Origin of the sequence: Dakarella massiliensis (genome assembly GCF_001182045.1) — a bacterium.
Lineage (GTDB): Bacteria > Pseudomonadota > Gammaproteobacteria > Burkholderiales > Burkholderiaceae_F > Mesosutterella > Mesosutterella massiliensis.
In genome coordinates this window covers 326,551-353,155 of the sequence record NZ_CVTY01000005.1, presented here as the reverse complement: position 1 = coordinate 353,155, position 26,605 = coordinate 326,551, and the positions used below count along the sequence as shown (strand labels likewise).

The 26,605-nt window shown below is 58.5% G+C and carries 16 protein-coding genes; 10 read left to right on the top strand and 6 right to left on the bottom strand.

Annotated elements, in window-relative coordinates:
- Positions 1 to 25 precede the first annotated feature (25 nt).
- The 5 genes from BN1936_RS03310 to BN1936_RS03290 are packed head-to-tail and all read left to right on the top strand — an operon-like array spanning position 26 to position 8,806.
- A complete protein-coding gene (locus BN1936_RS03310; protein ID WP_022443252.1) occupies positions 26 to 1,822 on the top strand; it encodes an aminopeptidase P family protein in 1,797 nt (598 codons plus the stop codon).
- 53 nt (positions 1,823 to 1,875) lie between these two features.
- A complete protein-coding gene (locus BN1936_RS03305; protein WP_049686622.1) occupies positions 1,876 to 2,988 on the top strand; it encodes an efflux RND transporter periplasmic adaptor subunit in 1,113 nt (370 codons plus the stop codon).
- Between the two features lie 17 nt (positions 2,989 to 3,005).
- On the top strand, positions 3,006 to 6,167 hold the full coding sequence (locus tag BN1936_RS03300) for an efflux RND transporter permease subunit (protein ID WP_049686621.1): 3,162 nt from the start codon (positions 3,006 to 3,008) through the stop codon (positions 6,165 to 6,167).
- Positions 6,167 to 7,561 carry an efflux transporter outer membrane subunit gene (locus BN1936_RS03295; RefSeq protein WP_022443255.1) on the top strand — a complete coding sequence of 465 codons (1,395 nt, stop codon included), beginning with the start codon at positions 6,167 to 6,169 and terminating at the stop codon, positions 7,559 to 7,561. The genes BN1936_RS03300 and BN1936_RS03295 overlap by 1 nt, the downstream gene beginning before the upstream one ends.
- Before the next feature lie 45 nt (positions 7,562 to 7,606).
- Positions 7,607 to 8,806 carry a multidrug effflux MFS transporter gene (locus BN1936_RS03290; protein ID WP_022443256.1) on the top strand — a complete coding sequence of 400 codons (1,200 nt, stop codon included), beginning with the start codon at positions 7,607 to 7,609 and terminating at the stop codon, positions 8,804 to 8,806.
- Positions 8,807 to 8,917: 111 nt separating this feature from the next.
- Here the strand turns inward: BN1936_RS03290 and dnaJ are convergent, their stop codons facing one another.
- The 6 genes from dnaJ to glnE all read right to left on the bottom strand — a co-directional run bounded on the left by dnaJ (position 8,918) and on the right by glnE (position 17,927).
- Positions 8,918 to 10,069, bottom strand: a complete 1,152-nt coding sequence (gene dnaJ, locus BN1936_RS03285; RefSeq protein ID WP_049686620.1) for a molecular chaperone DnaJ — start codon at positions 10,067 to 10,069, stop codon at positions 8,918 to 8,920.
- 154 nt (positions 10,070 to 10,223) lie between these two features.
- Positions 10,224 to 12,164, bottom strand: coding sequence for a molecular chaperone DnaK (gene dnaK, locus BN1936_RS03280; protein ID WP_022443258.1), 1,941 nt, complete (start codon positions 12,162 to 12,164; stop codon positions 10,224 to 10,226).
- A gap of 125 nt (positions 12,165 to 12,289) precedes the next feature.
- Positions 12,290 to 12,895: a nucleotide exchange factor GrpE gene (gene grpE / locus BN1936_RS03275; protein WP_022443259.1), complete on the bottom strand. Its 606-nt coding sequence runs from the start codon at positions 12,893 to 12,895 to the stop codon at positions 12,290 to 12,292.
- Between the two features lie 81 nt (positions 12,896 to 12,976).
- On the bottom strand, positions 12,977 to 13,984 hold the full coding sequence (hemH, locus tag BN1936_RS03270) for a ferrochelatase (RefSeq protein WP_022443260.1): 1,008 nt from the start codon (positions 13,982 to 13,984) through the stop codon (positions 12,977 to 12,979).
- 111 nt (positions 13,985 to 14,095) lie between these two features.
- A complete protein-coding gene (locus tag BN1936_RS03265) occupies positions 14,096 to 15,100 on the bottom strand; it encodes a YheT family hydrolase (RefSeq protein WP_022443261.1) in 1,005 nt (334 codons plus the stop codon).
- Positions 15,087 to 17,927 carry a bifunctional [glutamate--ammonia ligase]-adenylyl-L-tyrosine phosphorylase/[glutamate--ammonia-ligase] adenylyltransferase gene (gene glnE, locus BN1936_RS03260; RefSeq protein WP_022443262.1) on the bottom strand — a complete coding sequence of 947 codons (2,841 nt, stop codon included), beginning with the start codon at positions 17,925 to 17,927 and terminating at the stop codon, positions 15,087 to 15,089. The genes BN1936_RS03265 and glnE overlap by 14 nt, the downstream gene beginning before the upstream one ends.
- Before the next feature lie 255 nt (positions 17,928 to 18,182).
- Here glnE and BN1936_RS03255 point away from each other — a divergent pair, with 255 nt between their 5' ends.
- From BN1936_RS03255 to aroG (BN1936_RS03235), 5 genes are all read left to right on the top strand, one after another.
- Positions 18,183 to 22,163, top strand: a complete 3,981-nt coding sequence (locus BN1936_RS03255; RefSeq protein ID WP_022443263.1) for a YhdP family protein — start codon at positions 18,183 to 18,185, stop codon at positions 22,161 to 22,163.
- Positions 22,164 to 22,237: 74 nt separating this feature from the next.
- Positions 22,238 to 22,852 (top strand): lysophospholipid acyltransferase family protein, encoded by a 615-nt coding sequence (locus tag BN1936_RS03250; protein WP_022443264.1) that lies wholly within the window; start codon positions 22,238 to 22,240, stop codon positions 22,850 to 22,852.
- A 12-nt stretch (positions 22,853 to 22,864) separates the two neighbouring features.
- Positions 22,865 to 23,821, top strand: coding sequence for a phosphatidate cytidylyltransferase (locus tag BN1936_RS03245; protein WP_022443265.1), 957 nt, complete (start codon positions 22,865 to 22,867; stop codon positions 23,819 to 23,821).
- Between the two features lie 291 nt (positions 23,822 to 24,112).
- Complete coding sequence (aroG, locus tag BN1936_RS03240) at positions 24,113 to 25,189, top strand: 3-deoxy-7-phosphoheptulonate synthase AroG (protein WP_049686619.1); 1,077 nt, start codon at positions 24,113 to 24,115, stop codon at positions 25,187 to 25,189.
- A gap of 295 nt (positions 25,190 to 25,484) precedes the next feature.
- Complete coding sequence (gene aroG / locus BN1936_RS03235) at positions 25,485 to 26,564, top strand: 3-deoxy-7-phosphoheptulonate synthase AroG (protein WP_022442831.1); 1,080 nt, start codon at positions 25,485 to 25,487, stop codon at positions 26,562 to 26,564.
- Positions 26,565 to 26,605 lie beyond the last annotated feature (41 nt).

Below are 26,605 nucleotides of genomic sequence, written 5' to 3'. Positions count from 1 at the left end.
GAGAATCTTTGATTGGATTAATGAAATGTCAGACGTTAAAAACAGAATTTCATCTCTAAGACAGCTTCTCGAAAAAGAAAACCTGTTTGCTTGGGTCTCCATCACATCGGACCCCCACGCATCGGAATATCTTCCGCCGCACTGGGCTGACCGTGAATGGCTCTCCGGTTTCACGGGAAGCGCTGGAACGCTGATTGTCACGCAGCATGACGCACTGCTCTGGACTGACAGCCGCTACTGGACGCAGGCCGCGGGACAGCTCGAAGGCTCCGGCATCACGCTGATGAAGGACGGCGCCCCGGGCGTCGATGGCTGGGATCAGTGGCTGTCGCTTCACGCACCCACCGGCTCCTCTGTCGGCATCAATGGCCGCTCTCTCAGCGTCAGAATCGCAGACCGGCTGACCTCACTCCTCAGCCCCAAGGGCATCTCGCTTCGCGAGGATCTGGATCTTCCCTCCCTGATCTGGAACGATCGCCCCGCCATGCCTTCCTCGACAGTTTTCGCGTATACGCTCGCGCCCGAATCCCGTCAGAACAAACTCTCCCGTCTTGAGGCACAGCTTGCCTCACTCGGCGCAGATTCCTTCATGACTTCCGCGCTCGATGAAATCGGCTGGCTCACAAACCTCCGGGCATCTGACGTTGACTTCAATCCGGTTTTTCTTTCCCATTTCCTGCTTTGCCGCGGAAAGCCCATGCTTTTCATCGATGAAACCCGGCTTCCGGCTGAGCTGAAGGATGCGCTGCTCTCTGACGGTTTTGAAGTCCGCCCCTATGCGGCATTCGCTGACGCCATAGCCTCGCTTCCGGAAAATGCGTCTCTGCTCTTTGATCCGGCGGTGACCACCGATTACTTCCGGAACCGCATCCCGAAGCAGGTCCGTGTCACCGAGGGACTCTCACCTCTCGCGCTCTTCAAGACCCGCAAAACAGCTGAAGAAATCCGCCTGATCGACGAAGCGATGATCGAGGACGGTGCTGCGCTCTGCCGCTTTTATGCCTGGCTCGAATCTGCGCTTGCTTCAGGAGCCACAGTGACCGAAATGGATGTGGTCCGCCGCCTGCATGATGAAAGAGCGAAAGGCCAGGGCTACGTGAGCGAATCCTTCGGCACGATTGCTGCAGTGGGCGCGAACGCCGCGCTGCCTCACTATGAGCCGTCTGACGAACATAACGCAGTGCTGGAAGGAGACACGGTGCTTCTTATTGACTCGGGAGCCCAGTACGAGTCCGGCACCACCGATATCACCCGTGTCACGCCGATTCATCGGCCGGATGACGCGATCCGGCGTGATTACACCGCGGTGCTCCGCTCACACCTGCACCTGCTGGACGCTTATTTTCCGGAAGGCGCCTATGCGTCTCAGCTCGATACCTTTGCCCGCGCGCCGCTCTGGGAAGTGGACGCTGATTTCGGCCACGGCACGGGTCACGGCGTCGGTTTCTTCATGAATGTGCATGAGCGCCCATACTCGATTTCTCCCCGCTCGCTTCCTTCTGAAGCTACAAAGACTGTAGAGGGAATCGTGGTCTCCGATGAGCCGGGACTTTACCGTGAAGGACGCTGGGGAATCCGGATTGAGAATCTGATCACGCCGATTCCGCAGGCCTCAAGCGAATTCGGCCGCTTCATGACGTTCCGTCCGCTCACTCTCTGCCCGATTGACACGCGGCTCATTTATCCCCGCATGATGAAGTCGGACGAAATAGCGAAGCTAAACGACTATCACCGGCTCGTTAGAGAAAAGCTGAAGGATCGGGTATCAGGAGAAGCACTCACCTGGTTACTCGAAAGAACTGAGGTTTTTTTAACCCGTTAGCAGTATACAATCTGGGCAATCTTCGCCTTAAAAAAGGCCCTCAAAGGTTCATCATGCCCAGAAAGTGGTACAAACTCATACTGGCTGCAGGGCTCTCCGCCATCTGCGTCCTTGGCTGCTCAAAAAAGACCGACACAAAGGCTCCGACAAAGCCTGTGCCGGTCACTACGCTTGCGGTAACTCCTGAAGACGTTCCCGAGTGGCATGAGGTGATGGGGCAGACCGAGGGTGCCGATCAGGTGGAGATCCGGTCTCAGGTGAGCGGCATCCTGAAGCGGCAGCTTTATAAGGAAGGCGAATTCGTCAGACGCGGCCAGACGCTTTTCGTCATTGATCAGGCACCTTTCCAGGCAGATCTCGAAGCGGCACGCGCCGCGGCGAACCAGGCGAAGGCTCAGCTTGAGCAGGCGGACCGCGAACTCGCCCGCACGCGCAGACTCTACGCGCAGCAGGCCGTACCCCAGAAAGATCTGGATGACGCCCAAAGCACGGCGAAGGTAGCACGCGCAGCCCTGAAGGCCGCTGAGGCAAAGGCCGCCTCGTCCGCCATCTCGCTCTCCCACACACAGATCACTGCTCCCGCGGACGGCATCGCCGGCATGGCACTCGTGAACCCGGGCGCACTGGTGACCGCCCAGTCGACTCAGCTCACCACGCTCACGCAGAAGAAGGATCTGAAGGTCGTCTTCGCTATCAGCGACCGCGATCTCGGGAACGCCTCGATGACTCTCGGGAACGCGGTTGAAGTCGTGAATTCGGATGGAAAACGGATTCCCGCAAAACTCGACTATGTGTCGCAGTCTGTGACACCGGACCTCGGAACGCGTCAGATGCGGGCAAAGATCACCTCCCCCGCCAATATCCTCTCCGGACAGTTTGTGCGGGTAAGAATCCAGACCGGGACCGAACACGCTGTCTATAAGGTGCCGCAGGCCTCTGTTCTCCAGCTTTCTGACGGCACTTACGCGGTCTATCTCCGGGAAGGCAACAAGGCGAAGCGTGTTCCGGTGGAAGTCGGTCCCTGGGATGACACGAGCTGGATTGTGCGGAAAGGACTGAAGACCGGGGATCAGGTGATTACTGACCAGATTCTCAGACTGCGTGACGGCCGCGAGGTCACCGATCCCGGGAAGGGCTCACCCGCCGCTTCCCGTGCCGCCTCCTGACCGCGGAGCCTGACACCATGCTCTCCCAGTTCTGCATCAAGCGGCCGATCTTCGCCACCGTGATGGCGATTCTGATCGTGCTCGCCGGCATCATCTCTGTTCGCGTGCTGCCGGTCTCCCAGTACCCGAACATTACCCCGCCGTCTGTGATGATCAGCGCCTCCTATGACGGCGCTGACATCCAGACGCTCTCCCGAACCGTAGCTCAGCCGATTGAGGCTCAGCTTTCCGGCATTCAGGGTCTGATCTACTACACGACGACGCTCCGCTCAAGCGGTGAAGTCCGGATCAACTGCACGTTCGAAATCGGCACGGATCCGAATAACGCGGTTCTTGAAATCAATAACCGCGTCCGTACGGCTGAGAGAAAACTGCCTCAGGCTGTGAGAAATGTCGGCGTGACGGTGAGAAAGCGCAGTTCCGATAACCTCCTCCGCATCATTCTCACGTCTCCGGATAAGAGCATGTCGCCGCTCGCCATGGCGGACTACGCGAACGTCAATATCGTTGACGAACTGAAACGCGTTCCCGATATCGGTGACGTCATGGTCTTCGGCAACGTGGAATCCGCTATGCGTATCTGGGTGGATCCGCTCCGGATGGCGAAGCTACGCGTCACAACCTCCGATATTGAAAAAGCCATCTCGGCCCAGAACCAGCAGTACGGTGTCGGCAGAACCGGCACAGCGCCGACTCCCGAGAACCAGCAGCTCTTCTACACGGTTACCGGCCGCAACCAGCTTGTGAATCCGGAGCAGTTCGGAAACATCGTGCTGAGGAGTGATCCGGCATTTGGCACCATCCATCTGCGTGACGTAGCCCGGATTGAAGTCGGCCGCCGGAATTACGAATTCCAGACAGAGCAGAGCGGGTACCCGGCCGCGAATATCGGCGTCTTCCTGCAGACCGGCGGCAACGCGCTGGCTGCCGCCAACGCGGTTGTGAAACGGATGGATGAGCTGAAGGAACATTTCCCGAAAGGCAAACTCACCTACAGCGTGACTGACGACACCACGGTTTTCGTGAAAGCGTCTCTGAAAGAAGTGATCACAACAATCGGTGAAGCGATTCTTCTCGTGCTGGCTGTGGTGTTCCTCTTCCTGCAGTCCTGGCGCGCCACGCTGATCCCGATGATCTCGGTTCCGGTGTCACTCATCGGCTGTACAGCGGGACTCTGGCTCTGCGGCTTCTCCATCAATACGCTCACGCTTTTCGCCATGACGCTCGCAATCGGCATTGTGGTGGACGACGCGATTGTCGTGCTGGAGAATGTGGACCGTCTGATGATTCACGAACGGCTCTCGCCCCGCGAGGCTGCGGTCAAGGCGATGCAGGAAGTGTCAGGCGCACTGGTCGCAATCGTTCTCGTGCTGTCCTCCGTCTTTGTCCCGGTCGCCTTCCTCGGCGGCATGGCGGGTGAACTCTATCGGCAGTTCGCCATCACGGTCGCCATGGCTGTTGTGATTTCAGGCTTCAACGCACTCACCCTCACGCCGGCTCTCTGCGCTCTCTTCCTCAAGGCGCCGGATAAAAAGCACCGCAAAGAGAAGCCTGCGTTCTTCGTGCTCTTCAACCGCTGCCTCGATAAGATCACGGCGAAGTTCGTCCGCACCGTGCAACTCGCGCTCTCCCACAGCCTTGCCTGCGCGGTCATTCTGGTCGCGATCACGGCCGTTGTATGGGAACTCGTGCAGATTACCCCGACATCCTTTGTTCCCTCTGAGGACCAGGGGCTTGTCCGCATGGTGCTGCGGCTCCCGGAAGGTTCCGCCTACCCGAGAACGCAGAAACTCGCGGCCGAAGTCGGAGCCAAGGTTCAGAAGCTTCCAGGAGTTGGCTCAGTACTGACTGAAGCAGGGCGCGACGCTACCTCTTCAGACTTCCGCCCTAACGTCGCCTCCATCACAGCGAAACTGAAGCTCTGGGAAGACCGCACCGTCAGCGCCACGGATGTCCGTCAGATGATGCAGAAGATCGCAAACGCCCGTACGGATGCGATCGGCACCGCAACGCTCCCCGCCGCCATTCCGGGACTCGGCAGCGCGAACGGTTTCACGGGCTTTATTGAGGCCCGCGGGAACGATGACCCCAAGGCTCTTCAGGCCGTCTCTGACGAATTCGTCGAAGCCCTCCGAAAGCGTCCGGAACTCACGTCGCTTCGCAGCTTCCTGCAGGCTGAATCCCCGCAGCTCTCGGTCTCTGTTGACGAAGACAAGGCCGTTGCCATGGGGGTCAGCATCGCGGATGTTTACGACACGCTCGGAACGCTGATGGGCAGCACCTATGTGAACGACTTCCCCCGCGACTCGAAGCTCCTCCGCGTCATCGTGCAGGCGGATACTGCCTACCGCATGACACCTGAGGATCTCGGCCGGTCCTGGGTCCGGTCTTCAAGCGGCGCGATGATCCCGCTCTCCACCCTGATCACGGTGAAACGCACATCGGGTCCGATCAGCATGATGCGTCTGAACGGCTATCTCGCTGCCCAGTTTATGGGCGCGGCGACACAGGGGATCAGTTCGGGTGACGCCATCCGGATTGTTGAGGAAACCGCGCAGCAGGTCCTTCCGGAAGGCTACACGGTGGAATGGGTTGACCAGGCGTGGCAGGAAAAGCGGATCGGAAGCTCATCGGTCACCGCATTCGGGTTCGGCATTCTTGTCGTCTTCCTCATTCTGGCCGCACTTTACGAACGGTGGTCGCTCCCGGTTGCCGTGGTGTTCGCGCTGCCCTTTGCGCTTCTCGGAGCCTTCGTGTCACTCACGCTCCGGGGGTTCAGCAACGACATTTACTTCCAGATCGGTCTTCTTGTGCTTATCGGCCTCTCGGCGAAGAACGCTATTCTGATCGTGGAATTCGCGCTCCAGAGACTGGCGCTCGGCGATACACCGGCCCAGGCCGCCGTGAACGCCGCCCGCATCCGTCTCCGCCCGATTCTCATGACATCACTCGCCCTCATGCTCGGCGTTTTGCCGCTTGTCACTGCGTCGGGCGCGGGATCTGCTGCCCGTCAGTCGATGGGTACCGGTGTGTTCGGCGGCATGCTGATCTCGACCTTCATCGCGACGATCTTCGTTCCGGTGTTCTTCACCTGGTTCACGAAGATGCGAAAGAAGACGAAGGACGCGCCGTCTGAAGGTGACTCAGCGTCTGACAAACCCGGGAAAGGAGAGCTGTAATGAAGAAAACCGCCATTACTCTTGCATCCAGCCTGGCCGCTTCGCTTCTTCTTGCCTCCTGCTCCACGCCGCCTGGGCTTCCGAAAACGCTGCCCGACACCCGGGCTTCGCTTCCGGACACCTGGAACGCGCCTGATGTAAAGGGAGGCGCTTTCAGCGCCAGGAGCGACTGGTGGAACGAATTCTCGGATCCGACGCTGAGCAGCCTGATTGAAGCCGGTCTCAGCCGCTCGCATAATGTTCGGGCCGCGCTCGCGAGACTTGAAGAGGCGCGGGCGTACGCCGAGGAAACCGGAGCCGCGCTCTACCCAAATATTTCACTAGGGGCTGACGCATCCAACAGCCGGACGGAAAGCGCCACGTCTGGCGCTTATCAGAAGTCCAAGATCCATCGCGTTCAGGGCGAAGCCGCCTGGGAGATCGACTTCTGGGGCAAAAACCGCAAAGCCCGTGAAGCGGCCCTTGCCAGCGCGGACTCTAGTCTTTGGGCGGTCCGTGCGGTGGAGCTGTCACTGGCCGGCAATATCGCCCGTCAGTATTTCGGGTGGGTCGCCGCCCGGCAGAGTCTCACAATTTCAGAGAACACTCTCGCGTCGCTGGAAAAAACGCTCTCCATTACAGAAGCGAGATACCGGCTCGGCACAGCAACCGAGGTCGATGTGAATACCGCGCGCTCTGACGTTGAGACACAGCGCACAGCGGTGAGCAGCTGGAAGCTTTCCGCGGACCAGCACCTTCATGCGCTTGCGCTTCTCACCGCGCAGCCTGAGCTGAAGCTCCCAGATTCTCCGTACGGACTCCCCGAAGTACCGGCGATCCGCCCCGGTATCCCCAGCACTCTGCTTCAGAACCGACCTGACGTCCGTGAAGCTGAGGCGATGCTCCGCAGCGCGCACGCCTCTGTCGCTGTCGCCTATGCGGCCTTCTTCCCCAGTATTTCGCTGACCGGAAGCGCCGGAACGCAGTCACGGGCTCTCTCTGATCTCTTCACGCATTCGATCTGGTCCATCGGGCTCTCGCTTGACCTCCCGATATTTGACTTCGGCCGCCGTTCCGCGCGGTTCTCCCAGGCAAAGGCCGCGGAAACCGCCGCGCTCGAAAGCTATCGGATGGCCGCTGAACAGGCGTACTCAGACGTAAGAGACAGTCTCTCGGCTGCCGCTTACTACAGCGAGGAAGCGAGAAGCCGGACCGTTGCCCGGAGCACGGCTGAGAAAGCAGCTGCCCAGGCCTCAACGCTTTACGAAGCGGGCAAAGGCAGTTTCCTATCGCTTCTCACCGCGCAGAGATCGGCGAACGCCGCGGCTCTTTCTGAAATCAGCACCCGGCTTAACGGTCTGAATAACGCCGTGGCACTCAATCTGGCACTCGGTGCGGGTCCCGGAAATAGGTAGGTTTTCCGTCCGGGGCTCATTCCGAAAAACACTAGAATCCAGAGCATGAAGATATCAAGAACCTACCTGCTCTGGACCCTTGGCCTTCTGACCGCCTTCGGCCCCTACATTACTGACCTCTACCTCTCTTCCCTTCCGGAACAGGTCGAATACTTCGGCACAACGCCCGCTCTTGTGCAGCTTGGCCTCACCACCAGCATGGCGGGGCTCGCTGCCGGCCAGCTTGTGATCGGACCGCTTTCTGATCACCTCGGGCGCAAGAAACCGCTTCTCGTCTGTCTCGTGCTCTTCATCGCCATCACGGTGATCTCGATCCTGTCGCCCAATATTCTCACCTTCATTACGCTCCGGTTTTTCCAGGGATTCGCGGGCGCGAGCGGCATCGTGCTTTCACGATCGATCGCGACCGACCTCTTTGAGGGGCGAGAGCTCATGAAAGCGATGGGCACCATGGGATCCGTCAATGGCATCGCGCCGGTCACCGCACCGATTATCGGCGCGCTTCTCATCACAGTCACTGACTGGCGCGGTATCTTCGTTTTCCTCACGCTGATCGGGGTCGCGCTTCTCGCGCTCGCCGTCAAGCTTCCGGAAACACTCGACGAGACCCGCCGCAATCCCCGGAAGCCGATAACCGTTTTCCTCTCGCTTGGCTCTGTTTTCAAAGACCGCTGCTTCAGGCTCACTGTGCTCCAGCAGTGCTTTGCCTTCTCGGTGCTGTTTGGCTATATCGCCTCTTCCCCCTTTATCTATCAGAAGATCTATGGGCTCTCCAGCATTGGCTACAGCGTAATGTTCGGGATCAATGCCTGCGGTATCGGTCTCGGAGCTGTGGTGTCCAGCAAGATGATGAATCCTGAGCGGGTTCTCGTCTTCGGGTCCGCGGGGCTTGTGCTTTTCTCTCTTCTCGTCGGAGGATCGCTGCTCACCGGTGCCTCGCTCTGGCTCCTTGAACCCTGCTTCTTCCTGCTGCTGGTGTCGCTCGGGACCACTTTCCCGACCGCGTCCTCGATCGCCATGTCGAGGCAGAGAAAGATGGCAGGCGCCGCATCCGCTGTCCTTGGCGCCTCAGGCTTTGTCGCGGGCGGCATCGTGTCGCCGCTTGTCGGCCTCTACTCCGTCACGGTCTCCACGTCGATCGTTCTGATCGCCGCGGCGCTTGGCGCTCTCGGTCTGTCACTGATTGTCAGAACAGCCGTGCAGCAGGCGACCGACTCGCCTCAGGGTGTTCCTCTCGACATCTGAGTCTGACTCGGCTCTCCATAGCAAAACAGCACCTCTTCTTTTGAAAAGAGGTGCTGCTCTGAATGGTTTTCCCGATTTTCAGTTCCTGATCCACTTCAGGAACGATTCGAGTCAATCCGAAAAGAACTTCTTCACGCGATCCAGGAATCCCTGATGCTTCGGAGAGTGCTTTGATTCGTTCTTCGCGATGCTCGTATCGAAGCTCTTCAGGATCTTCTTCTGCTCGGCGCTCAGATTCACCGGCGTCTCAACATACACGCGGCAGAAGAGATCTCCCTTCGCGCCGGAACGCAGGTTCTTGATACCCTTGCCGCGCAGGCGGAAGACCTGACCGGTCTGTGTGCCTTCCGGCAGCGTGATCCGGGATTCGCCATCGAGACTCGGCACAGTGATTTCACCGCCGAGCGCCGCAAGCACGAAGGAAATCGGCTGATCCACGTAAAGGTTGGATCCCTCACGGCGGAAGAGGTCATGCGGCTTCACATGAACCACCACGTAGAGGTCTCCCGGCTCGCCGCCGTTCGTGCCCGGACCGCCCATGCCGGAAAGGCGGATACGCTGACCGTCATCAATACCGGCCGGAATGTTCACCTGGAGGGTCTTCGTCTTTCTCTGGTGTCCGGTGCCGCCGCAGTCAGGGCACGGATCCTTGATCACCTGACCGGTACCGTGGCAGTGCGGGCAGGTCTGCTCAACCGAGAAGAAGCCCTGAGACATACGGACCGTACCGCGTCCGCCGCAGTGCGGGCAGGTCGTCTTGGAAGTACCGGGCTTGCAGCCGGAGCCGTGGCAGGTTTCGCAGGTATCCCAGACCGGAACCCGGATCTCAGGCTTCATGCCCTTCGCGGCATCCTCGAGCGTAATCGTGAGCTCATACTGAAGATCCTCGCCCGGATAAGCGTAGGAACGCGCATCCGCCCGTCCGCCGCCCGCCTGGTTGCGGAACATGTCGCCGAAGATATCCCCGAACACGCTTCCGAAAATATCAGCCCCGTTCATTCCGCCCATGCCGCCCATATCCGGGCCGCCGGCGGCGCCATTCAGGCCTTCCTTTCCGAATCGGTCATAGGCCGCGCGCTTCTGAGGATCGGACAGCGCCGCGTAGGCCGCTCCAACCTCTTCAAACTTTTCCTTTGCGGTCTCATCCCCAGGATTCCGATCCGGGTGGTACTTCATAGCGAGACGCCGATACGCCTTCTTGATTTCTTCAGCCGTAGCATCGCGCGAAACACCCAGGACCTCGTAATAATCTCTATCAGCCATTTAATTTTGCCGTCCGCTGTGGAAAGAAACACCGCAAATTCTGCAGCATCCTAATCAATCAATTTGCATTAAAACCGCAAAAGGGCCGGTTCCCTTAATCGGGGAATCGACCCTGTGTGCGGTTACATTACCTCATTGCCGCATCGGGCGCGGATCAATGCTTGACTTCTTTGAAGTCAGCGTCGACCACGTCGTCATCGGACTTGTCAGACTTGGCAGCACCTTCCGGCTTGGCACCGGAGGCCTGCTGCTGAGCAGCGCCCTGCTGCTGGGCAGCGGCGTTCAGCTTCTCACCGATCTTCTGAGCGGCAGCCATCAGCTTCTCAACCGCGCTGTTGATCGCGTCCTTGTTTTCGCCGCGCTGAGCGGTTTCGACAGCCTTGATCTCAGCCTCGCAGGCAGCACGGTCAGCCGGATCCACCTTGTCGCCGAGGTCCTTCAGGGTCTTCTGAACCTGGGCGATGGCGGCATCAGCCTGATTGCGGGCCTGAGCCAGATCGAAGCGGCGCTGATCCTCAGCCTTGTTCGCTTCGGCTTCCTTCATCATGCGGTCGATTTCCGCATCCGACAGACCGGAGCTCGCCTTGATCTCGATGTGGTTCGCCTTACCGGTAGCCTTGTCCTTCGCGCTCACGTGCAGGATGCCGTTCGCATCGATATCGAAGGTCACTTCAATCTGCGGCAGTCCGCGCGGAGACGGCGGAATGCCTTCGAGGTTGAACTCACCGAGGAGCTTATTGCCTTCGGCCATCTGACGTTCACCCTGATAGACCTTGATCGTCACGGCAGGCTGATTGTCCTCAGCCGTCGAGAAGACCTGCTGATGCTTCGTCGGGATCGTGGTGTTGCGCTTGATCATCGGGGTCATCACGCCGCCCAGGGTTTCAATACCGAGGGTAAGCGGAGTCACGTCGAGCAGGAGCACGTCGCGGGTATCGCCGGAAAGCACGGAGCCCTGAACCGCGGCACCGATAGCCACAGCCTCATCCGGGTTCACGTCCTTACGCGGTTCCTGACCGAAGAATTCCTTCACCACTTCCTGGACACGCGGCATACGGGACTGACCGCCGACCAGAATCACGTCGGAAATGTCAGACGGCTGCAGGCCGGCATCCTTCAGAGCCTTGCGGCAGGGTTCGATGGAACGCTGCACGAGGTCCTCAACGAGGCTCTCAAACTTGGAGCGGGTCAGCGTCACATTCAGATGCTTCGGGCCCGTGGCGTCAGCCGTGATGTACGGAACGTTGATTTCCGTTTCCTGACGGCTGGAGAGCTCAATCTTCGCGGATTCAGCGGCATCCTTCAGACGCTGCAGGGCGAGGGAATCCTTCGAGAGATCGATGCCCGTGTCCTTCTTGAATTCGCTGATCAGGTAGTCCATCACGCGGCGGTCAAAGTCCGCGCCGCCGAGGAACGTATCGCCGTTCGTGGACAGCACTTCAAACTGCTTGTCGCCGTCAACGTCCGCGAGTTCAACGATCGAAATATCAAACGTGCCGCCGCCGAGGTCATACACGGCGATCTTGCGGTCACCCTTGCCGCCCTTGTCGAGGCCGAAGGCCAGAGCAGAAGCGGTCGGTTCGTTGATGATGCGCTTCACTTCAAGGCCAGCGATGCGGCCGGCGTCCTTCGTTGCCTGACGCTGGCTGTCGTTGAAGTAGGCCGGAACCGTAATCACGGCTTCCGTCACCGGTTCGCCGAGATAATCCTCAGCGGTCTTCTTCATCTTGCGGAGCACTTCAGCGGAAACCTGCTGCGGAGCAAGCTTGCGGTCACCCTGCACCTGCACCCAGGCATCACCGTTATCGGCCTGAACAATCTTGTACGGCAGATGGGGCATGGCGGACTGAACAGCCGGATCGTCATAGCGGCGGCCAATCAGACGCTTCACCTCAAAAATCGTGTTCTTCGCGTTCGTCACGGCCTGGCGCTTCGCGGGCACGCCCACGACCACTTCGCCGCTGTCCATATACGCCACGACGGAAGGCGTCGTACGAGCGCCCTCGCTGTTCTCAATCACGCGGACCTTGTCGCCTTCCATCACAGCCACAGCTGAATTGGTTGTACCAAGGTCAATACCAATGATCTTGCCCATTTATTTGCCAGTCCTTTATCTGCGAGGCCGCTGTCTTGAACAGCCTCATTTCATTAGTCAAATCAGTTCTGAGGTGACCTGTTTGGATCACCCGTAATCCCTATATGGGGACGTTTTGTTTTTTTTCAACCCTGCGCAACGGCAACCATCGCAGGACGGAGCACCCGTTCCTGAATCATCCAGCCCTTCTGGAAAACCGTTGCGACCGTGCCGGACTCCTGCCCTTCAGCGGGAGGGACCACGGTGACTGCCTGGTGCCTGTTCGGATCAAACTTTTCACCGACGGGTTCAAAGCTCTTCATGCCGGAAACTTCCATGGCGTGAACCAGCTGCCGATAGATGGCAAGAAGACCGTCCTTCATCAGGCCCTCTTCCTTCTGAGCATGTTCCATCGCCTTCTCAAGGGAATCCATCACGGGAAGCAGGTTCGTCGCGAACTTGTCGATGCCGAACTTTTCGGCCTTCAGCACATCGGCTTCCGCGCGCTTGCGGGTGTTTTCGACTTCCGCCATCGCGCGGACATACATGTCGTAATTTTCAGCGATCTTCTTCTCGGCCTGCTGAAGCTTTTCAGTAAGCTCAGCCACTGCCGCGTCATTCTTTTCCTCAGAAGAAGCGGCTTCCTTCCCGCACCCGCAGGCGGTCTTTGCATCCGCCTGGGCAGCATCCGGCATCACGTCTTCCGTGTCCTGTGCCTTAGCCTTCTGTTTGTCGCATGCTGCTTCCGTCATTTATTCCTCCAAATCCGCATAGAAAGAGCTACCAAACTTATATGGGGCCGACGGAAGCAGATTTACATAAGGGTTAACCCTTTATAGCCACCCCTGAAGCTCGTCGCGGATGAGTCTTTCATAAAAATCAATGGCGCCCGGCGTGCTGTTGAGACAGGGAATGTAGTGAAAATGGCCTGTGGGATTGGCCTCTTCATAGACCTTGCGAATCCCGAGATCGACTTCCTCATTCGTTTCCAGACAGTCGCAGGTGAAGCTCGGGCAGACGATATCGAGGCGATTCAGACCTTCGGAACCCAGCGTCTTCGCGCGCTCAATCGTGTAAGGCTGCAGCCACTCGTGGGGACCGAATTTGGACTGGAAATCGGTTTCCCACTGCTCAGGGGTGAGATTCAAAGCCGCGGCGATTGCCTTCGAGGAATCGATGCATTCCTGCTGATATGTGTCGCCCTTTTCCTTCACGCACTCCTCCGGAACACCGTGGAAACTGAAAATCAGTTTCCCGGCTTCGCTCCAGGGGTCGCCGTGCTCAGCCCAGTAATTCCGAACGTGCTGCGCCATCGCCTGCACCCAGTCGCCGCGGTCGCAGAACCGCTTTACGGTTCTCGTTGCCGGAATGTTCCGCAACGTCCGGTAGGTTTTGCCTACGGTATCCATAACGGACCCGACAGTCTGAGGAGAGTACTGAGGGAAAAGCGGCAGGATAAAGAGCTTCTCTATCCCCTCCGCCACAATCTTCCGGATCTGGGCGTCAAGAGACGGATTCCCATAGCACATGGAATATTCGACACGGACAGGAAGATCTGATGCCTCCATCCGCTCATTCAGGCTTTCCGCGATCTTTCTCGCGTGAACAACAAGAGGAGATCCTTCCGGCGTCCAGATCTGACGGTACTTCGCCGCGGACTTCGCCGGCCGCTTCCTGAGGACCGAGCCGTACAGGATGGGCAGCCAGATGAAAGGCGGCATTTCGACAATACGCCGGTCCTTCAGATAATCACGCAGATAGCGGCGCACCGCTTCGGGAGAGGGATCATCCGGAGTTCCTGTGTTCGCTAGCAAAACCGCAATCTGAGGCTTCTTACCCATAGTTCTTCGTCCTAACTCACGCCGGACCGGAGGATTCCTCCGGTCACGGACCCGAGCCCGCCGTCCAGCGGGCCGCTTCAGTAAAGAAGAAGAAATTTTACGGGATATGTCTTATTTATTCCTGATTAATGCCGGGGAGCCCTCAACAAAGTCAAAGAAATGCAGAATATGACGCGGCAGCCAGTCTATGGTGCCAGGCCACTTTCCCATGGGAAACCCGATATGACCGCCCTCAGCGGGCTGCTCCAGAAACACAAAGTCAGATACATCACTTTCTGTCGGCAGGGCCCAGATCGGCTGGAAGGGATCGTTCAGAGGATTCAGAAGCAGAAGCGGCACTCTGACATCCGGCAGTACGTACTTCGCGCTGCAGCGGGTCCAGTAATCCATACCGTTCTTGAATCCGTGGATCGGCGCGGTGTAAACCTCGTCAAACTCATAAAGGTTTTTCACCCGGCGGAAAGCCCGGACATCGATGAAGTCACCGAAAATCTGGATCTTCCTCTCCACCTTTTCCTTCAGGGTGCTGAGGAACATCTTGGCATAGAGCCGGTTCGCTCCGTGACAGACAATCTCGGATCCGGCCACAAGGTCAAGCGGCGCGCCGATTGCCGCAATCGCCCTGACGTAGGACGGGATGGACTCACCCATATCGCCCGCGTACTTCGCGACGTAATTGCCTCCAAGCGACATCCCCGCGAGATAAATCGGGGCCTCCGGGAACCGGGCGTGCACACACTGCACCACCCAGGCGCACTCCGCGGTATCCCCGGCGAAATACGCTCTCGGAAGACGGTTCAGCTCGCCGCCGCAGCTCCGGTAACAGGCCACACAACCCCGCCAGCCCCGAAGCGACGCTTCATGCATCAGGGCGATTGCGTAATGGCTGTCTGACGCCCCCTCGAGTCCATGAAAGTGGATCAGGATCGGCGTTTTCGGATCTTTCGGCTCGGGAAGACACCAGTCGAAGAGAATGAAGTCTCCGTCCGGCGTGTCCCAATGCTCACGGCGGTACTTCACTTCAGGCCGCGGAGAAATCCGCGCAGGGATAATGGTCTGAAGATGTGCGCCCGGTGCCCAGGAGGGCGCTGCGTAGTCGCACTCAAGACGCGGCATGATGCGCCTCCTCTCCCGTCTGCGCGGCAGCGCCGATAACGTCATTCCAAAGCTGGCTCACAGAGGCAATTTCTCCCTCAACCCGGGCGGGATCCACTCTCACGGGGCCATCCCCCTGAGCGAGCCGGACCTCACGCTGAATAGCCCGGTACTTCCTGTAGGCCTCAGAGCAGTCACGGGCAAGGTCCTTCGAAATCAGCCCGGAATCCGCCGCGATGGCGAGCAGATGGATATTGCCGAGATTCCCGACGAGTTCCGGAAAATCTTTTGAATAGGCAAGCGCCAGATACTGAACCACAAACTCAATATCCACCATGCCGCCCCGGTCATGCTTGATATCGAAAAGCTCCGTCGGGTTCTTATGCCCGTCCAGCATCCGCTGCCGCATGCTGATCACCTCAGAGGCAAGCTCCGCGCGGTTCCTCGGACTCTGAAGAATCCGTTTTCTTTCCGCTTCAAACTTTTCACCGATCGAGGTGTCGCCCGCGCAGAACCGGGCCCGGGTCAGAGCCTGAAGCTCCCAGGTCCATGCTCCCTTGCCGTCCTCATTCCGCTCGTACTTCTGCCAGGAGTCGAAGGAGGACACCACAAGACCATCCGCGCCGTTCGGACGAAGCCTGAGATCCACTTCAAAAAGGCGCCCCGAAGACGTCTGCATCGTGAGCCAGTTCATCATCCGGCGTACGAGTCTCGTATAAACCATGTCGGAATCCATCCGATCGTCGTCATAGAGATAAATGAGATCGAGATCAGAGGCGTAGCCGAGCTCCTTGCCGCCGAGTTTCCCGTAGGCAATCACGGCAAACTTCGGATCCCCATCGAACTTTCGGGAAAGAGAATTCCATGCGAGCTCGAGCACAATCTCAATCACCGCATCCGCCAGTGCGGAAAGCTGATCGGCGAGCCGCACCGTGGAGAGCCTCCGGTCGAGGTCCGCCATCAGCAGCCGGAAGACAGCGCCGTGATGAGCGTCGCGGATCAGATTAAGCTGCCGCTCCTGATCGTCCGCGGCTGCCCGGAGTTCCGTGCGGAGACGGTCAGCCCAAGCGGACCAGTCCGCCGGCGTGTCGTCACTGAACTCTTCAACACGCTGATCCATCAGTTCATCCAGGATGATCGGATGCTCCTTCAGGTAATCCGCGGCCCAGCGGCTCGACGCGAGCACCCGGCCGACCCGCTTCAGCATGTCGGGATACTGATAGAGCAGCGCCACATAGGTCGGTCGCCCGGCAATCACTTCAAGCAGTCCGAGACAGCGGTCCAGCTCCTCATCGCTGCTCACCGTACTCGTATCAAACCTAGCCCACTCCGTACAGTGTTCAAACACCTGCTTCAGCACACTCGCCATGCGTTCAAGCGCCCCGTTGCTCCGCCCGATATTGCGGGACGACATCAGAGCGAGAACCCGAGCCGCAAGTGAATCCGAATCCTGGTACCCGAGAGAGGCGATTTTCGCGGCAAGCGGCTTCTCCGTGCCCGGAAGCCCGGCGGTCCACCCTTCAGGCCAGTCAGAGGCCGATTCCTCCGTCTGTTCCTGGGCATGGAAAATCGAGTCAAATGTCGTCCGGACAAATTCCCGCACTTCCTGCAGCTTCGCGTCCAGCGCTGATTCCTCTTCGCCGTACAGCATGGCAACCCGGTGACGCGCCGCCGGATCAGTCGGCCAGAGCTGCGTCTGCTGATCATCCACATACTGAATGGCGTGCTCCAGATTGCGAAGCATCACATAGCTTCGCTTCAGACGCTCAGCGACACTTGCGGTCAGAGCGCCCCGGTCCGCGAGATACCCCAGCGTCTGAAGCGTGCTGTGGGAGCGGAGAAGCGGATCACGGCCCCCACGGATCACCTGGAAGGTCTGCGCGATAAATTCAATATTGCGGATACCGCCGCTTCCGAGTTTGACATTGACCCCCTGCCCCTGATGCTTCAGCTCCCGGCGGATGGTTTCCGCGCGGATCATGTCGTGCAGCGCAGCAAGGGACGAGATGGCGCTGAAGTCAACATACTTCCGGTAAACAAACGGACGGACCAGGGATTCGATCGAGGCACACTGCGCCTTATAGGCGTCAGGCGACGCGAATACCGGTTCCGATACGATTCTTCCCTTCAGCCAGGCAAAGCGCTCCCAATCGCGGCCCTGCGTATAGAGGTATTCCTCGAGCATGCCGCTTGAACAGACCATCGGGCCGGACGTCCCATTCGGACGGAGCCGCATATCCACGCGGAACACAAAACCGCAGCCGCGGATATCGGACAGCATTGGGATCACGCGGCGCGCCACCCGCTCGAAAAACTCGCGGTTTGAGAGCGAACGCCGGGCCGGGAATTCTTCTGTCGGCCGGGTTTCGCCGTCACAGTCGTAAAGGAAGATCAGATCAATATCAGAGGACACATTGAGTTCCGCGCCGCCCAGCTTCCCCATACCGACGACAAGCAGATCCTGCGGCACACCTTCCTCTGACATCGGAACGCCGAACCGTTCCGCGAGCAGCCGGGTCTGACAGCGAACAGCCGCCTGGATCGTCTCCTCGGCAAGCTCTGTCATCACGCGGACCACTTCCGGATAACCGCCAAGTCCGGTCGCGTCCCGCGCGGCCAGTGTCACGAGGATCCGGCGCCGGACATCCCGCATGCGAAGCGCAAGCGCCTCTTCGTCCTCCGTCTCCCGGATCTCAGACCGGATCTCTTCGGCCGAGGGCGACCTCTGAGCGAGCGCTTCCAGCTTCGCAGGCAGCTCCGCTTCATCCGTTCCCGGATACATGCTCTTCAGAGAACGTTCGACAAAGGGGGAATTCTCGATAACTCCTCGGAAATCACATTTCGGCATGGGGAACCCTTTTTTCTGATTGACTTCTGACAGCTGATCTTTGGATTATGGCGCAGCAAGGCTCTCCACTGAAAAAGCCGCCCCCCAATCTATGGAAACTCATACCCGAAGAGCGGGATTCCCGGGTCCTCCGCGCGCACTTTCCCCGCGGGGCCCTTCAGCCAGGATTAGCACTTTTCCTCTTTTCAGCTTTTCCCGCTGTGTTACAGTGTTTTCCGTAGGATTTTTTTCGGTCTTTGTTGGGCGGCGGAGAGGATGAAAAAGGCGGAGGGCAATGCTTTTTGGAAGCATCCACGCGGATGGCTGAGAGTGATCGCGGCCACGCTGATCGGCCTCTATTTGCTTGCCGCGCTGTTCATCATTGCTCTTCGTTTTGTGGTTCTCCCGCATGTCAACGATTACCGGGATGAAATATCCGCCTATTTATCGAAGACGCTGAAGGCGAATGTCCGGATCGGCGAAATTTCTCCTGCCTGGGACACCTACTGGCCGAAACTCACGCTGAAAAATGTCGAAATCAGTTCTGACGCCTCTCCCAGGGCACTCCGCGTGCCGGAAGCGGAAGGTGATCTCGACTGGTCTTCCATTCCCCGGCTTACCCCGATCTTCGTCAATCTCTCGATCAAAAGCCCCGATCTGACGGTAACCCGTCTTTCCGGCGCCAAGTTTGACATCGGCGGCATCACGGTTGATTTCGGAACCGAATCCGACAGCGGCGGCTTCATCAGCTGGCTCCTCGCGCAGAAGCAGATCCACCTGAGCGGAAGCCGGATCCTGTACCGCGACGCGTCCAATACCGAATTTCCGACGATAGAGCTTCAGGATGGCCGTATCTCTTATATCAAGAGTCTGAAATCCTGGAACACCGGGCTGCAGGGTAACCTTGCGGTTGGCGGACAGACTGCTGAGCCGCTTGATATCCGCTTCTCTATCCGCCGCCATCCGTTCCGCCGCGCTGACGACTGGAAGAAGTGGGACGGCCGCATCTACGCCAGTTTTTCTCAGAAAGATCTGATGCCGGTAGTCCGGGCCCTTCCTGAAAAGCTCCCGGTGAGAGAAGCCGGTGCTCACGGAACACTCTGGGCTGACTATGCAAACGCCTCCATCAGCCGACTGCTCGGCACTCTGGACCTTGATAACCTGAAACCCGCGTCCGCCTCCGACCGGGCTTTCAGCGTGTCCGCTTCCGCGCTTTTTGATGGAAAACTCGATAAGAAGCAGAACCTCGCGTCGATTACCATTCCGCAGCTTTCGATTCAGTCCTCCGGGAATCCGGCCCGAACCCTGAAGGCTGACGCCAGAATTTCGCTTTCCGATGACCATACGCATGACACTGTCAATGCGGTGGGCGACTCGCTTGGTCTGAAAGAAACCGCCGCCGCTCTCGAAGGATTCGCGCCGAAGAGCGACGCAGCGTCACTCATGCGCCAGATGACCCCCACGGGGCAACTCGAAAACTTCCGCTTCGCTCTTCTCGGCTCTCCGAAAGGAACGCCTGTCTGGGATTTCACCTCCGACTTCCGCGATGTCAGTTTCCGCGATATCCCGGACCGTGATCCCGAGATCCCCGGCATGCCCGGTGTCAGGCATCTGAATGGCAGCATTGCCGCGAACCCCGAAACCGGCATGGTGAAAGCCTGGGGAGAAAACGGCGAAGCCTCTTTCCCCGGCATTTTCCCAGACCCGCGGGTTCCGTTCCGGAAGCTTTCCGGCACGGCATTCTGGTCTGTCTCTCCGAAGCTTGAACTGAACTTCCGCGATATTGAGCTTCATAATCAGGACATCAATATCAAAGGCGACGCGGACTGGATTGACACTGGCGGCAGCGGAACCATCCGCGTGACAGCCACGGCCGCGAACAGCCTTGTCAAGTCAGCTTATAAGTACGTACCGACACTGGCCGGTGCCGGGATCATTGACTGGCTGCATCAGGCACTCCTTGGAGGCGTCGCCCGGAACGCCGCGGTTGAGTGGTACGGTCCGATCGACCGCTTCCCCTATAACGGACGGGACGCAAAAAGCGGACTCTTCCTCGTCACGGGGAACTTCCGGAATTCAAGCCTCGACTTTCTGCCTTCTGACAAGCGGACTGAAACCGGGGCACGGGTGATCGGCGGCGACTGGCCGATTGTCAGCCGTGTAAATGGACAGTTCCTTTTCGAAGCGGACCGGATGGTGATCGCCGGAGACACGGGCATTTCAGACCAGGTGCCGCTCCATGGCGTCATCGCTGAAATTCCTCATATGGGCGGGCACGCTCCGGATTCAAACCTCTTTATCAGCGGACGAGCCGCGGGAAGCTCGCAGCAAATGCTGCACTACCTCACGCAGTCTCCGGTTTCCGGCTGGCTGGATCACTTCCTCGATCCGGCACGGGCCACCGGCACCGGCTCCCTCTCTCTCGCACTCAGCATCCCGCTTTCCGCCCCGGAGAGGACCCTTGTCGCCGGCACGGTCCGCCTCGACAACAATCGGGTGGATCTTGGGAACAGTATCCCGGAATTTGATAACGCCTCCGGCACCATCCGGTTCACGCAGGGAAACTTCTGGTCTGACGGTCTGAACGCTTCAGTCTGGGGCATCCCGGCGCAGGGCACCCTCCGGATGGCTGACGATGACTCCATCCTGGTGGATGCTAAAACCCGGGCAGGGATTGCTGATCTCAAGCGGCTCTTCGGCAGTGATGGATCGCTTGATCCGCTCCTTGCTCATTTCTCCGGCAGCTCGGACGCGCAGGTGCATGTCCGTGTCGCGGACGGAAGCAATCTCGCCTTTACTGTCAATTCCGACATGAAGGGCATCGCTGTCGATTTCCCGCATCCCTTTAAAAAGAGCGCGGACGAAACCCTCCCTGCAGTGTTCACCTGGGATACGAATAAGGACGGCACGGTTTCTCTCACCGCAAAGGCTGGCAGCGTTCTGAACGCTCTTGCGACCATGAAGCCCCTGAAGACAGAGGGCTATGAGCCGCTGAACGCGGCGGTCGGTGTGGGAGAGGCCGCAAAGCTCCCGAAGAAGGGACTCTCTGTCCGTGTCACGACAGACCGTATCAACGTCAATCACTGGCAGCAGGAACTGGAACCGATCACAAATTCGCCCGCTGTGGCCAAGTCCCAGCTCCCGCTCCCCATTACGGAGATCCGGGCGAAAACGAAAAACCTCGTGATCGGGCACCGCTCGTTCCCGGATGTCAGCCTTGCGATTGAACCCGAGGGTGACTGGTGGCTCGCGAGTCTCCATTCCGCCAGTGCTTCCGGAAACGTCCGCTACCGCGCAGCGTCCGGAAGACGTCCCGCGGAAATCCGCGGTGAGCTTTCTCACCTCTATATTCCGGAAGAAGGCGGCACCCGGTTCCGCCGCTATATCGCCACGACCCCTGCGGAGCAGCTCCCGTCGATGGATCTCCGTATCCGCGATCTCCAGCTTGAAGACATGAAGCTCGGCAGCATTGCGATTATGGCGAGTTCTGCTGCCACCTCGGACGGCGGCCATGTCTGGACACTGAAGAACCTCTCCGCGGATAACGGGGCAGCCAAACTGACAGCCTCGGGATCATGGACAAAGAACAGCAAAGAGAATCTCACCAAGGTCAGTGCCGAACTGATTTCCCGCGACACCGGGCGGCTTCTGAAGGAACTCTCAGCGCCGAGCGGCGTCATCAGCGGCGCTCCGGGTGAGGTGTATCTCAATCTCTCCTGGAAGGGGGCGCCTCAGGACTTCAATGCCGCCAATCTGAATGGCGATCTGGTCTCTCACATCAGGAGCGGCCGGTTCCTGCAGGTGGATCCGGGCCTTGCCGGACGGTTCCTCTCTCTGCTTTCCATGCAGTCTCTGCTCAAGCGGCTGACGCTCGACTTCAGGGACGTTTTCGGCAAGGGCTTCTCGTTTGACACGATTGATATGACCGGGCAGATTCATTCCGGTGTTCTCACGTCAAAGAACATGTCCATTTCGGGATCGGCGGCGTCCATTGTGGCCGAGGGATCCGTCAGTCTTCCCCGTCAGCGGGTGAACGCCAAGGTGCTCGTGCTGCCTGACATTCATATTGAGGGTCCGGCGCTCGCCCTGACACTCGCGAACCCGATTGCCGGCATCGGCGGCTTTATCGCCTCCTTCGGCCTCAAGGTGCCGCTCTCTCACATCCTCTCCTCCGAATATGTGGTTGAGGGGCCGTTTGATAATCTGTCCGTCACAAAAGCCAATTCGGGAACACAGAAAAAGTCCGGGGAAAAGTAGCGATCTCAGGCGCCAACCCGGTATTTTGCTGCTTAGTGAGATAATGGGCTATCTACGATTATTCAGTGACCGTTATGTTTGAGTCTTTTCAGGTTGTAACCCTGCTCACCCTGCTTACGAGACTGCTGGTAGGTGCGTACCCGCAGTGGCAGGGCTGCGCACCGTCACGTACACAGCGCATTTATTTCGCCAACCACTCGAGCCACATGGACGCGATTGTGATCTGGTCGTCCCTGCCGGCCGAGCTCCGCGCGAAAACCCGCCCGGTCGCCGCCAAGGACTACTGGGAAAAGGGCGCTCTGCGCCGCCGCATCGCCATCAAGGAACTGAAGGTTGTGCTGATCGACCGGCACCATACGGCACACGCCAATCCTCTCGATCCTCTGATTCAGGCACTTCGCGAAGGCTCGTCTCTCATCATCTTCCCGGAAGGAACCCGCCGCCCTCAGCCGCTGCCCTCTCCCTTCAAGAGCGGACTTTGGCGTCTGATGCGCGAGTTCCCGGACGTTGAGCTGATTCCTGTCTACATTGAGAACCTGCATCGCTCCATGCCGAAAGGCACCCTGATCCCGATCCCGACAATCTGCTCGGTCCGTTTCGGCGCCCCGCTTCCTCACTCACCGGATGACAGCAAAGAGGACTTCCTCAACCGCGCCCGCAATGCCGTTATCCAGCTGGCTGAGTCCTAGGAGGAATTCACGATGATGCGCTTAGGTTTTCATCTTGAAGAGGCTTATCTCCTCATCCTATCTGTCCTGATCCTGCTCGCCGCAGTTGCGACCGGATACGGTCAGTGGGCCTCATCCCGCGCGACCACAACCCAGCAGCAGCAGCGGATCCGCCTTGTTAACTCGCGGGTTAGGTCCGCCTGGTGGCTGATCGGTATTTTTGCTGTCGCGTTCTGGCTGGGGCAGGGGGCGCTTCTGGTTGTTTTTGCTTTTCTCTCATTCTTTGTCCTGAGAGAATTCATTGCACTCACGCCGACCCATTACACCGATCACTGGGCCCTCGTGATTGCTTTCTATGTAGCGATTCCGCTTCAGTACCTCCTGATCGCTTTCGAGCAGTACTGGTTCTTCACGCTGTTTATTCCGGTCTATCTTTTCCTGCTGCTCCCGGTCGTGATGGCGGCCACACATGACACTGACCGCTATCTGGAGCGTGTTGCCAAGGTACAGTGGGGCATCATGCTTTCCATCTTCTGCGTGAGCCATGCGCCAGCTATTTCGCTTCTCGACTTCAACCGGTTCGCTTCCAGCGGTCCGCTGATGCTCGTCTACTTCCTCATGATGATCTTCTTCGGTGACCTCTTCGCAGTGCTGATGAGTTCGATCCTCGGCGGCAAACCTCTCATGTCAAACCCGAACAAGACATCGAAGGGGGTTTTTGTCGGCAGCTTCATCACGCTGCTTTGTGGTCTTGCGCTTTACTGGCTTACGCCGTTCCGTCTCTGGCAGGCCGGGCTCATGACACTCGCCATCATCGTGTCAGGCATCATGGGCGACCTCGTTATCTCGTCCGTGAAAAAGAGTCTCGGCGCCCGCTACAACTCCGTCGACAATCTCTACATCACGCGAGGGATTCTGGAACGCATGGCCCCCCTCACCTTCGCGGCTCCGGTGTTTTATCACCTCACCGTGATCTTCTTCATGAACTGATATCCCGTCGGCTGAAAAAAGCGGAATTGCTTTTATCAGCCGGTTAGGAGTAGAGTTCTCTGAACACTGTCACACTTTTAATGCGACTCCAGATCAAATGCTGAATCACGTTTACGGCGCTTACTACTATTACGGCTTTTTTCGTCTCCCGGCGGAAAGAGTTCTTTGGTGCGCCTGACGTTTTCAAGCACTGATCAAGAACGCAAGAAAAAACCGCCGGAATCCGGCGGTTTTTTTGTACCTGAACACCAACCCCTCTTAATCAACCCATCACGATAAACGGATAACAGCATGCATCAGGAATTTGAGCGCTACATGACGGATGACCTTCGAATCAAGGCAATACGGGAACTGACTCCCCCTACACATCTGATTCACGAGTTCCCTTGTACGGATCTCGCCTCAGCCACGGTGCAGCGGGCCCGGACAGCAGCCCATCGGATTATTCACGGCGAAGATGACCGTCTTCTCGTTATTGTCGGGCCCTGCTCGATCCACGATCCGAAGGCTGCCCGAGAGTACGCAGAGCGGCTCGTCGCCGAACGCCGCCGTCTCGCGGGTGACCTTGAAATCATCATGCGTGTCTACTTCGAAAAACCCCGCACCACGGTCGGCTGGAAGGGTCTTATCAACGATCCGGATCTGGATGGCTCCTTCCGCATCAATCACGGCCTCCGCGTGGCCCGAGGGCTGATCTCTGACATCACAGAGATGGGACTTCCGATCGGCGTTGAGTTCCTCGATATGATTTCCCCGCAGTACATCGCGGACTTCGTGAGCTGGGGCGCCATCGGTGCCCGGACGACCGAGAGCCAGGTGCACCGCGAACTCGCCTCCGGTCTGTCCTGCCCGATCGGTTTCAAGAATGGGACGGATGGCAATATCAAGATCGCAACGGACGCGATCGGCGCCGCGAACCATCCGCACTGCTTCCTTGGCGTAACAAAGGCCGGTATCTCCGCCATCGTTTCCACCACCGGAAACGACGACTGCCACCTGATCCTCCGAGGCGGCAAGACCCCGAACTATGACGCAGCAAGTGTCAAAGCGGCCTCTGAAGGTCTCGTCAAGGCCGGTCACGATCCCTTCCTCATGATTGACGCAAGCCACTCGAACAGCCACAAGATCTGCCGCAACCAGATTAATGTCGTGGGCGACATTGCGGAGCAGATTTCTGAGGGTTCCCCGAACATCATGGGCGTGATGATCGAAAGCAATCTGGTCGAAGGCCGTCAGGATATCGTGCCGGGGCAGCCGCTCACCTACGGTCAGTCAGTGACGGATGCCTGCATCAGCTGGGAAGACACCGTACCGCTGCTCGATCAGCTCGCGCGGTCTGTCCGTGACCGCCGTGCCCGCAATATGTAAAAGTCCTTCTGCCGCCTTCAGATACGTTTTTTGCCATCATCCTGCCGCGGGTGTAGAGTATCTGAAGGTTGCTATTCAGAAGTGTGCAGCAATCCTCTTTTGTTTGGAATGTCAATGAACTACCGCGCCCGTTTCTACTTTACGTTCAACTTTTTCCCCTGTCTGGCGGAAAGAGTTGTTTCGTGCGCTTAGTTTCATCTGCACTCTCGAACGATCTCCAAACCGCCAGGACATTGGGTCCGGCGGTTTTTTTGTACGTCGGTCCCCATCCCCATTCAAACTGCTGAGGTGAAAAATGAATCAAGAATTCGAGCGCTACATGACCGACGATCTTCGGATCAAGGAAATACGGGAGCTTGCGCCGCCCGCGCATCTGATCCACGAGTTCCCCTGTACTGACAAGGCCTCAGCCACAGTGCAGCTCGCGCGCAATGCCGGTCACAGCATCATTCATGTAAAAGATGACCGGATGCTCGTGATCGTCGGTCCCTGCTCAATCCACGATCCGAAGGCGGCGCGTGAATACGCCTCACGCCTTGTCGAAGTCCGGAAGCGTCTTGCTCCTGACCTTGAGATCCTGATGCGCGTCTACTTCGAAAAGCCCCGCACCACGGTTGGCTGGAAGGGGCTCATCAATGACCCGGATCTTGACGGATCCTACCGCATCAACCACGGCCTCAGAATTGCCCGCAGCCTGATTCTCGATATCACGGAAATGGGGCTTCCGACCGCGGTTGAGTATCTCGATATGATCACCCCGCAGTACATCGCGGACCTCGTGAGCTGGGGCGCCATCGGGGCCCGGACAACAGAGAGCCAGGTGCACCGCGAACTTGCCTCCGGCCTTTCCTGCCCGATCGGGTTCAAGAACGGCACGGACGGCAATACCAAGATCGCGATCGACGCGATCGGCGCTGCGGCTCACCCTCACTGCTTCCTCTCTGTCACGAAGGGCGGCATCTCGGCTATCGTCTCAACCACCGGCAACGACGACTGCCATCTGATTCTCCGCGGCGGCAAAGAACCGAATTACGATGCCGACAGCGTCCGTGCGGCCTCTGAAGCCCTCGTCAAAGCCCATCATCTGCCGTATCTGATGATTGACGCGAGCCACTCGAACAGCCGCAAGATCTGCCGCAACCAGATCAGCGTCGTAGGGGATATCGCCCGCCAGGTGTCGGGCGGCAGCGCGAACATCATGGGGGTCATGATTGAGAGCAACCTGGTGGAGGGCCGCCAGGATATTGTCCCGGGGAAGGAGCTTGTGTACGGCCAGTCCGTCACGGATGCCTGTCTCAGCTGGGAGGACACCGTGCCGCTGCTTGATGAACTCGCCGCGGCCGTCAGAGCCCGGCGTGCGAAGAACGCGGCCTGATAGGAAAACGGGGCGGAATTATCCGCCCCGTTCTTTTTTCC